This window comes from Arthrobacter sp. UYCu512, from assembly GCF_040547075.1.
In the GTDB taxonomy this organism is placed as follows: Bacteria; Actinomycetota; Actinomycetes; order Actinomycetales; family Micrococcaceae; genus Arthrobacter.
On record NZ_JBEPPA010000037.1, the window covers coordinates 1 to 8,472 of the forward strand.

At 63.4% G+C, this 8,472-nt stretch carries 12 protein-coding genes and 1 pseudogene; 2 read left to right on the forward strand and 11 right to left on the reverse strand.

Going from position 1 to position 8,472, the window contains the following annotated elements; genetic code table 11:
* Positions 1–333 (forward strand): ferritin-like domain-containing protein (locus ABIB49_RS18950; protein WP_354157624.1); only part of this gene is annotated, 333 nt, incomplete at its 5' end.
* 19 nt (positions 334–352) lie between these two features.
* Here the strand turns inward: ABIB49_RS18950 and ABIB49_RS18955 are convergent.
* From ABIB49_RS18955 to ABIB49_RS18985, 7 genes and pseudogenes are all read right to left on the reverse strand, one after another.
* Positions 353–1,423, reverse strand: a pseudogene (locus tag ABIB49_RS18955) (transposase); the annotation flags it as partial.
* 119 nt (positions 1,424–1,542) lie between these two features.
* Positions 1,543–2,379, reverse strand: a complete 837-nt coding sequence (gene tatC / locus ABIB49_RS18960; protein WP_354157625.1) for a twin-arginine translocase subunit TatC — start codon at positions 2,377–2,379, stop codon at positions 1,543–1,545.
* Positions 2,380–2,385: 6 nt separating this feature from the next.
* A complete protein-coding gene (tatA, locus tag ABIB49_RS18965) occupies positions 2,386–2,658 on the reverse strand; it encodes a Sec-independent protein translocase subunit TatA (RefSeq protein ID WP_354157626.1) in 273 nt (90 codons plus the stop codon).
* A 1,012-nt stretch (positions 2,659–3,670) separates the two neighbouring features.
* The gene (locus ABIB49_RS18970) at positions 3,671–4,087 is read right to left on the reverse strand and encodes an ester cyclase (protein ID WP_354157627.1); all 417 of its coding nucleotides are present in this window, start codon (positions 4,085–4,087) and stop codon (positions 3,671–3,673) included.
* Positions 4,088–4,153: 66 nt separating this feature from the next.
* On the reverse strand, positions 4,154–4,681 hold the full coding sequence (locus ABIB49_RS18975; RefSeq protein WP_354157628.1) for a hypothetical protein: 528 nt from the start codon (positions 4,679–4,681) through the stop codon (positions 4,154–4,156).
* The gene (locus ABIB49_RS18980; protein WP_354157629.1) at positions 4,678–5,127 is read right to left on the reverse strand and encodes a cupredoxin domain-containing protein; all 450 of its coding nucleotides are present in this window, start codon (positions 5,125–5,127) and stop codon (positions 4,678–4,680) included. The genes ABIB49_RS18975 and ABIB49_RS18980 overlap by 4 nt, the downstream gene beginning before the upstream one ends.
* Positions 5,128–5,214: 87 nt before the next feature.
* Entirely contained in the window at positions 5,215–5,655 is a 441-nt protein-coding gene (locus tag ABIB49_RS18985; RefSeq protein ID WP_502913845.1) for a sortase domain-containing protein, read from the reverse strand.
* Between ABIB49_RS18985 and ABIB49_RS18990 the strand changes: the two genes are divergently transcribed.
* Positions 5,627–5,767: a hypothetical protein gene (locus ABIB49_RS18990; RefSeq protein ID WP_354157631.1), complete on the forward strand. Its 141-nt coding sequence runs from the start codon at positions 5,627–5,629 to the stop codon at positions 5,765–5,767. The two genes, ABIB49_RS18985 and ABIB49_RS18990, sit on opposite strands and share 29 nt — an antisense overlap.
* A gap of 485 nt (positions 5,768–6,252) precedes the next feature.
* Here ABIB49_RS18990 and ABIB49_RS18995 read toward each other — a convergent pair whose 3' ends face one another.
* The 4 genes from ABIB49_RS18995 to ABIB49_RS19010 form a co-directional block, all read right to left on the reverse strand.
* Entirely contained in the window at positions 6,253–6,669 is a 417-nt protein-coding gene (locus ABIB49_RS18995) for a DMT family transporter (protein WP_354157635.1), read from the reverse strand.
* Between the two features lie 26 nt (positions 6,670–6,695).
* On the reverse strand, positions 6,696–7,019 hold the full coding sequence (locus ABIB49_RS19000; RefSeq protein WP_354157632.1) for a DMT family transporter: 324 nt from the start codon (positions 7,017–7,019) through the stop codon (positions 6,696–6,698).
* A gap of 509 nt (positions 7,020–7,528) precedes the next feature.
* The gene (locus tag ABIB49_RS19005; RefSeq protein ID WP_354157633.1) at positions 7,529–8,188 is read right to left on the reverse strand and encodes a DUF5134 domain-containing protein; all 660 of its coding nucleotides are present in this window, start codon (positions 8,186–8,188) and stop codon (positions 7,529–7,531) included.
* 94 nt (positions 8,189–8,282) lie between these two features.
* On the reverse strand, positions 8,283–8,472 hold a 190-nt coding region (locus ABIB49_RS19010; protein ID WP_354157634.1), incomplete at its 5' end, for a hypothetical protein.

Here is an 8,472-nt window from a genome sequence, read left to right on the forward strand (position 1 = left end):
ACCTACCTCGAAGCCGCCGCCGGTATCCTCGCTGTCGAGGCTTATCACGCCGGAATCATCAGAACCACCCTCTACGCTCGTGATCTGCAGGTACCAGCCCAAGCGATCTCCGACGCCCGGGACAGCCTCGATGGATCAACTGATCTCGATCAGGGTATTGGCACTAAAGACACCGCCAACCTTGTCCCGACCGACGCAAACGGCATCGCTTTCAGCCGCAGCCCGGGGCAGGTCCTGAACATCGCCTACCTCACCGCCAAAGCCGAAAGAGAAGGCGGATTCTTCCCCAAGGGGGTAAACGGCGAGATCAACCGGAGCGCAGCCAGCGCCTGACACTCCACCCACAAAAGAAGAGGACGGGCAACGGCAGGCGGGCAGCCCGGGGGCTGCCCGCCTGCGGTGGTCGGCCGTCGACATAGAGGAGGGTCGGCTGCGCGCCGGGGTGTAGCGGCTCGGCGCGGAGGAACAGGTTCGTGCCCGGCGGGTAATCGGTGAGCGGAATGACGTCGGTGGCGTTGATGACCCACGCATCGGTCCGTTCGTTTCCGGACTGGTCCAGGGCCGGCTGCCAGTGTTCTTTGTCGGTGATCCAGTCGATCATGTGCGCCTTGCCCAACCGCAGCGCGAAGCTGGTGGAGAACTGCACGCCCAGGCTGTGCAGGTGCCAGAGGAACTTCCGCGAGGCCCCGGCACTGTCGGTACGGACCAACACCTTCTCCCCGGCCAGGGCCCCGGCCTCGTTGGTGTAGAAGCTCTCGGGCAGCTGGGCTGCGGCGGTGTGGAAGACCCGGATGTGGTCTTCGGCGCTGTTCGCTCCAGCGTTGCCGGGCCGCAGCACGGCGGCAAGGATCTCCCCGGAACCGTTGCCGCCGCCGTAATCGACGCTGGCGATGAACGGGGCGAACCCGTAGCCGCCTTTGTAAGTTCCGGCCACGTTTTCCTTATCCGAGTGCGAGGTCACCAGGGTCGCGTCGAGGTCGATGATCAGCGGATCCGCGGCCGTCGCGGCCAGTGCCGGGTTCCGGTCCCCGGCAGCGTCCCAGACCCGGGTGCGCAGGGCCCGGGTGAGGGTCTCGAATCCGTAGCTGGACAGCTCCGGGTTCGCCACGGTGCGTTCGAAGAACCGGGAGACGGTCGCGTTCGAGGGCAGCTGACCAAATACCCCGGGTGAGGAACGCAGGATGTCCAGATCGGAGGCATGTTCGCCTCCGGCGGCGAGCGTCGCGGCCAGGGATCCGAGGAGTTTGCCCGAACGATGCCGGGCGCCGGAGGGAACAAACTGACCGAGCCTGTCCTCGCACAGCCTGCCGAAACCCAGGGCGTCCATGAAGCCGGTGAGGGCTGTGACCCCCGCGTGGGAGATCAGCGACTGGCCGGTGAAAGTGACCGGAAAGGACGGAAAATCGGAGGTAGACTTCTGCATCGAAAGGGTGCTCCTTCGCTCGGAAAATAACGGTCTCGACAACCACTATTTTCCCAGTTCAGAGCACCCTTTCCCTGATTAACACGCCATCCCAACGGACCCGCCATGAAAACCTTGGGCTAGAGATTCCCCAACTCGGAGTCGGGAGTACCCTGGTCCGCCGTGGCTTCGGTTTCCGCAGCAATCATGGCTGTGCGCTTGCCGCGCCGGCGGTCGTTGAGCAGGCAAACCCCGATGGCGGCGAAGAAAAGTACCAACATGGGCACGGCCAGATAGAACATGCTGGTGGCGTCGGCGCCGGGTGCGGCCATGGCAGCGAACAGGCACACGAGGAAGACGGTGATGCGCCAGCTCTTCAGGAGCTGCCGGCCCTTGACAATACCGGCCAGATTCAGGCCGATCAGGACCACGGGCAGCAAGAACGCGATACCGAATGCCAACAGCAGGCGCAGGACGAAGGTCAGGTAGATCTGGGCGCTGATGAAGTTGGAGCCGCCGGAGGGTGTGAAATCGGTTAGCACCCGCACCGCGTTCGGCAATACAAGCCAGGCCAGGGCCACGCCTCCCACGAACAGCGGCACGGCTGCCGCGACGAACGACAAGGCGATGCGGCGTTCCTTCTTGTGCAGGCCAGGGACAATGAACGCCCAGAGCTGATAGAGCCAGACGGGGCTGGCGAAGATGAGGCCCAGGAAGACGGACACCTGGATCATCAGGTCAAAGGAGCTCGCCACGCCGTCGAAGTTCAAGCTGGCCTGCCGGCCCTCATGGTCGTTCAGGTCGCGGATCGGCTCGATCAGCGCCGTGAGCATCGGCTGGTAGACGAAGAAACCGACGACGGTTCCGAGCACGACGGCAATCGCAGCCTTGAAGAGCCGGTTCCGCAACTCTTTGAGGTGGTCCAGGAGCGCCATTCGCCCCTCGGGGTTGGAACGCCGGCTCTTAGTGCCTGCCATGGCGTCTTAGGCGCGGTCCGGAGGTGGAACGCCTCTTCCGCCTCCCGTGCGGCCTTCGGCGCCGGTGGACGTCGGGGGGGTCACGGTCGTGCCTTCAACGGCCCCGGTCTCTGCCGGGTCCTTCACCGGGGGGCCGTCCGTCCTCATTTCGCGGACTTCGGACTTGAAGATACGCATCGACTGGCCCAGGCTTCTGGCCATGCCCGGCAGTTTCGGTGCGGCAAAAAGCACCAGAACGAGAACGATGATGATGATCAGATGCCAGCCCTCAAGCCTCATGACGGAAGTCCTTTCCTGTCACTGAATCCTACGTCCAACTGAATCCGGTGTCGCGTCGAAACCGGACCGCCCCGCCCCGGCCGTCCCGGTGGGGGACGTAAAACCGGTCGCTTCCGGATATGCCGCTTCAATCCAAATGCTCAGCTTCCCCCTGGGCCTCTAACCCGGCAAGACCAGTCTTGGACCGACCGGAGGCCGCCTTGGATGCACCCCCGCATTCAAGGGGATCCCTGTCGTCTCGGCCCCTTTTCGCTGCTGCCGTAGCGGCGCCGACACAACCACTAGGGGAGCTGATTGCTTAAACTACACAGAGAAATCCAGTCAGCCACCCCAGCCGGCGGTCGTGCGTCACCATCTGGATGAGGTGGCTTTGGAGGCCAGCGGGATAATCTTCTGCCGGGGCAGGGAGCGGAAGAGCTGGGGCCCATTCGGTGGCACTTCGCCCGCCATCTGTACCGGGCACTGAGTGCTCCACGCCGCCACTGAAGCGATCCTAATCACAGCTTGACAGATATAGAAGATTCACCAGTTAAGGCGGGCCGGCGGCGCCTTTGTCGAGCATGTGGAGCGCGGCGCCGGTGACGATGCCGCATGCCAGGTGCGGGACGAGGTCGCTGGCCCAGTCCGCGGGGGGACCAAGTGCGGGGGTCTGTGATTCCGAGGATGGTCATTGGCCCGTTGCTGCCGATCAATACGCCCGCGGCCGCGGTCAGTGAGGACCCGAGGAGTCCGGGCCGGTATCCGGCCGTCCGGGCCAGTCCGAGCGCGGCGCCGACGCCTGCGCCGACGAGGAGGCCTGTCAGTGGGCCGAGTGCGGCGATACGGTTCGTGCGTTCTTCCGCGCTAGCTGGGATTTTGATTCCCGTGACCTCGGCGAGCTTTTCCACGGTGGCTTCCGGAGTGCTGCTGGCCGGGCGGGCCCGCCAGATCATATCGAGGTGGGTGAGGGTGTTCAGTGCGGTCGTCCCGGCGGCCCCGGCGAGGGCCCCGGTGCTGATTGCCCGGATGATTCTCATGGCCGGGGCACCAGGCCGAGCTGGGTGAGCATGCCGAGTTGATCGCTGCTGCCCCACCGTTCCACGAGCTTGCCGTCCTCAAACCGGCCAAGCTGCATTCCCCGGATCCGGAAGCTCCGGTCGGTGGGCGCGTAGCCCATCAGTGGTCCTTTATGTGTCCCGGTAATTGTGTACGCGAACGCCACGTCGTCGCCGGCGGCAGTCAGGTGCTCGACGGAGAAGTTCAGATCAGGGAACGAGGCGCGCAGGCCGGTGAACAGGACTTTGAATCCCTGCGGGCCACGCCCCTGTCCGGGGGCGGGATCGTGGTCGACACAATCGAATGCAACGACCTCATCGAGCTCATCGAGCCGGCCGGTGTTCACGGCGACGCCGAAGCGCTCCTGGGCGTGGATATTGGCTTCCGTGCTCATAAATCCTCCAACGGTGGTGATCGGGTGGTGGTGGTCGCGCCGGTCCGTGTGGACCGGTTCTTGTTCTTAACTCTCATCCTGCCCACGGCTGCGCCCGGGTGCAAGGGCGGTGGGAGCCAGCGGCTTCGGCCGGTACCGCCGGTGGAGTGTTAGAGCGACGGCGGCCAGGAGGACCACGGCCGTTTGGGCCAGGGCGGTTAGGGTTTTATCGAAAAACCAGACGGGTTCATACATGGCAGGGAAGGGCCCGATGGCGGGGACAGCGACGTACCGGTAGAGGGGGAGGATGGCCAGGCTGCCTCCGGCGGTGAGCAGGGCCAGCACCCAGGCCGGGCGGCTGCCGCGGATCAGGACGTAGAGCCCGACCATGGCGACGGCTGCGGCTTCGGCGAGGAAGAGGTTGCCTTCGCCGAGACCTTCAGGGGCGGCTGACTGGTAGTCCGGGGCGAGCCGGGCGTGGACGACCGCGTCCACGGCGAGGGCTGCCGCTGCCAGGACCCGCAGGATCATGGCCGTGACCGAGCGCCCGTGGTACCGGCCCGGCCGGGACGGTTCCACGACGGGTCCTTGGCTGGAGTTTGTGGCAGTGTTCATTTGACGGTCAGCGTCCCGCGCATATTGGAGTGGTAGGTGCAGTGATACGTGTAACTGCCTGGTTTTCCCGGGGCGGAGAACGTGGCGCTGGTGCCGGGTTTGACGACGGCGTCGAACGAGCCGTCGTCGGCGGTGAGGGTGTGGGCCTGGGCGTCCATGTTCATCACGGTGACCGTCGCGCCGGCCGGAACGCTGTCCGGGCCGGTGTAGGCGAAGGATTTGATGTGGATGGTCAGCTCCGGTACGGATCCCGTGGACGCCGTGGGGGACTCTGCCGGGGAGGTGCTCATCCCCGGCATGGATGCGGTCGGTGATGCCGTGGCTGCTGGAGGGGCTGAGGATGGGTTGGTTGCTGTGCCGGTGGTCCCGCAGGAGCTGGAACCGATGACGGTGGCTGCGGAGATCAGTGCCAGGGCGAAGCGTTGACGAGTTCTGGTCGTCGTCATGGGGTTTCCTTTTCACGGAGCTGACGAAAAATACTAGGATCTTCCTGGCGTCCCCGGACAGCCCGGCGTTTTGGGAAAGCTCAGGGTTTAGGCCGGGTGGGTCGAGGTCAGGTGGGCATAGACGACGGTGTTATCCAGGTACTCCCCGGTGGAGAAGTAGTATCCGCCACAGGTGATCAACCGGACCTCGGGCCGGTCCGCGTTCCGAAAGACCTCCACCGTCGGGAAGGCCGCTTTGTGGTAGACGTCGACTTTGTCTACGGTGAACACTGCCGCGACCTGGTCCGAGCGGGTGACGGTGATTGTCTGGCCGGGGGTGAGTTCGTGGAGGCGGTAGAAGAGCCCGACCGTTGACGTGGCCGAGGATGACCGCGGAACCGGCCTGCCCGGGAGCGGGCGAGTTTTTATACCACCCGGCAGGGGAACCCGGTTCCCGGGCGGGGTGTCCACTTCACCATTGGCCTGCTTTCCCAACGGCAACAACGCTGCATTCACACCGATGGAGGGGACCTCCACCCTGACCGGCACCGACGCGGGCAGCGCCGCATCCGGGGCAGAAGGAAGGATTGGTGCCGGCGGCGCGGGAGTAGTCTCGGCGGGGGTGGCAAAGGGCGTCGAGGAGGATGTTGTGCCTGTCTGAAGAAGGGATCTTTGGCTAGGAACCTTGAGTAAGTCGGGGACCGGTGGCACTGCAGACGCTTAGAACCCGGACCCGCTGAGGCTATAGGGATGACACCTATGACCTCTGAGAAAGCATCTCTGGAAAGAACCGTTCGAAGCCTAATCTGATAGGTCTCAACGACGGGAGCTGCCATCAGGTTGGGGGACTATTCTGACCGAGACCAGATTGCCGGAGGTGCGAGGACAGTCCGCCGGAGGTCGCCTCAACCACAGTTCGAAGGTGAAGACGGCTGAACCAGCCGCATGAACGCCCCCAAAGACATATGAGTAGAAACCTCTTGATCCAGGAAGCCACCCCGGCCTGGTCGGTGGGGAGCTGTAGGCGTTGTTGGCGATTTCGACGCCGACGCAGCGTCTGCTCTCGTCGAAGACCCGCCGGATGGCCGTCCAGCTTGCTCACTGAGACTCCACGGCCCCCTGTCTCGTGGATTTGATACTAAGGGCCTAAACCGGTCGCTGAGTCTGCTCGTCGTCGGTTACGCGGCGCGCATTTCCGACGACGGGTAGCTGGGACAGGCCGCCGGATGGTGTGAGTGGGTGGGACTCGTCAGGGGCAAGCGCCGGAAGCGCTTTCAGCCCGGCTGCACAGGCCACAATCCCCCCGATGAAAAAGAGTCTGAGGACACTGAAGGATTCGTTTCCCGTGACCATGGCCCAGCCCACCGTTAACGCAGCGCCGATCCCCACCCAGACGGAGTATGCCGTGCCGAGCGGAATACAGCGGATTGCCAGGCCCAGCCCGACCATGCTGAGGGTGGCCGTCACGGTGAAAACAAGGGTGGGCATAAGGATGGTGAGGTTGCCGGAGAGGCCCAGAGCGGTGGCCCAAACAGCCTCCAACACGGCGGAACCCAGCAGCATCAGCCAAGCCAGTGAACGCTGAGTCACTACGCCACCACCTTCAGCCCGACCACACAGGCGGCGATACCGCTCAATAGCAGCAGGCGCGCGGCCGTCGGGCGTTCCGCCTTGGTCATGATGGCGTAGGTCGAGGTGAGCACCACGCCCACGCCCACCCACACTGCGTAAGCCGTGCCGGTGGGGATGGACTGCATAGCGATGGCGAGGCCGGCCATGCTGGCAAGGACAGAGAGCAGGAAGAGAAGGGCGAGTGCGAGCCTGCGCCTACCTGAGGCCTGGAACGCCCGGTGCAAGGCTGCCGCCCAAACAGCTTCCAGGGACCCCGAAAGAATGAGAATCAGCCACGCCATGAGAGCTGCTTTGGCCAGTGTTGTCGCGCGCCGGGTATTGAACCATCGTTCTGAAGGTCCGTTGCGGAGCCTTGCTTCCGGCGAGGCAATGCGACCGGGTTGGTGACCCACGTAATCACTGGGGCGCCACACCATCCGTCAGCAACAAAGGTCACTCTTGTCGGAACCGGGCTTTGCATGAGGATCAATTGCCCAGATGATTGGTACCGGGGCCTCCCGCGCTCTGAAACGGAAGGCCCCGGGGTACTATGCGCGCTCAATCCGTCTCCGGTCCTGTGCAGAAGAAGCACTCCCCGGACTCGAGGCTTAAGTGGCAAATCTTTTCTATGAGGTATCTATCAGTGTTGGTGGCCACACTTAGGGTTCCGGTTCTCATGCCCGCTGCTTCTGCTTGTGGACGCGTTCCGCGTTCGGCGCTCGACAGGCTGATACGTGTAGGCCGAAGCGAATCATTCTTATTCATAGGATTAAAATCTCCAGCGTCATATCCCCGCATGAGGGACGTCCGCTCAAGCCGACATGGTAGCGAACATGAGGGCCATAATGGTTGCACCGAGGGCTTCGAATCCGTGTTCTGCACGGAGGGAGAATCGTGGGGCTGCCGCTTTGTTGGGGGAGTTTGCCGTTATGCGGCTGCGCAGGAAAAGGATAAGGAAAATGACTGCCGCGGCCCCGAAGAGTACGGTCAACAGGATCGCCAGGGTGGGCTGCTGGTCAACTGCTGTGGCGGCTGTGTTGTGGTTTTCGCCTGCTATCGCGTGGTGGCCGTGTGACATTGACATCCCGCTGGCGTTCACAGAGTTTCCCGGGCTGGCAGCCGTATGACTCATCATTGCGATCATGAAGGCGGCGCCGCCCATGCTGAGGCTGTGGTAACCGCATTTCACTCGGCCCTGGCTACCCGCGCAGAGTAACTTGAATTCGGGCCGGGCTACGGCCTGGATAACAAACCACAGTGCCGCGCCGGTCAAGACTGCGATCTGAGCCAGAATGGTCGACGGCACGAGGTTCCACAACATCACAGCCATCAGGACGTTCATGAGGGCATGGAGGCTTTTGTTGATCTGGTCCGTGCGCGTGTAGGACTTCGCAGCCTGCAGTAAGTAGTAGGTTCCGCTGAGCAGCAGGATGACCGTGAGGGTCCAGGTAACTGCGGGGATATTTAACACGCCGATCACGCTCTCACTACGGTGTTTTGGGTAGGTACGGGAACGGTCCCCGGAGTGGCTGGCGCCAGCACCGGGGACCGTATATTTAGGGCTGCTATTTCTCCAGCTCTAGTTCGTTCAGCTCCAGCCCCCCGTGGCATGCTGCAGCTTGGTCTTCTGATTTGTCATTTAGTGCGCTGTTTGTCCGGTTTCTGAGCTGCAGTGGTTTGTGGTTTCTGAGCTGCAGTGATCGGAGGTGGTCGCGGAGCTGGGCAGGTTGAGGGTTGGGTTTTGGTTGAAGAAGC

What these genes read in the sequence shown, in the direction of transcription:
- tatC (WP_354157625.1), bottom strand. Translation starts at nt 2,379, where the DNA reads ATGGCAGGCACTAAGAGCCGGCGTTCCAACCCCGAGGGGCGAATGGCG.
- tatA (WP_354157626.1), bottom strand. Translation starts at nt 2,658, where the DNA reads ATGAGGCTTGAGGGCTGGCATCTGATCATCATCATCGTTCTCGTTCTG.
- ABIB49_RS18970 (WP_354157627.1), bottom strand. Translation starts at nt 4,087, where the DNA reads ATGAGCACGGAAGCCAATATCCACGCCCAGGAGCGCTTCGGCGTCGCC.
- ABIB49_RS18975 (WP_354157628.1), bottom strand. Translation starts at nt 4,681, where the DNA reads ATGAACACTGCCACAAACTCCAGCCAAGGACCCGTCGTGGAACCGTCC.
- ABIB49_RS18980 (WP_354157629.1), bottom strand. Translation starts at nt 5,127, where the DNA reads ATGACGACGACCAGAACTCGTCAACGCTTCGCCCTGGCACTGATCTCC.
- ABIB49_RS18990 (WP_354157631.1), top strand. Translation starts at nt 5,627, where the DNA reads ATGGAGGGGACCTCCACCCTGACCGGCACCGACGCGGGCAGCGCCGCA.
- ABIB49_RS18995 (WP_354157635.1), bottom strand. Translation starts at nt 6,669, where the DNA reads ATGCTGCTGGGTTCCGCCGTGTTGGAGGCTGTTTGGGCCACCGCTCTG.
- ABIB49_RS19000 (WP_354157632.1), bottom strand. Translation starts at nt 7,019, where the DNA reads ATGGCGTGGCTGATTCTCATTCTTTCGGGGTCCCTGGAAGCTGTTTGG.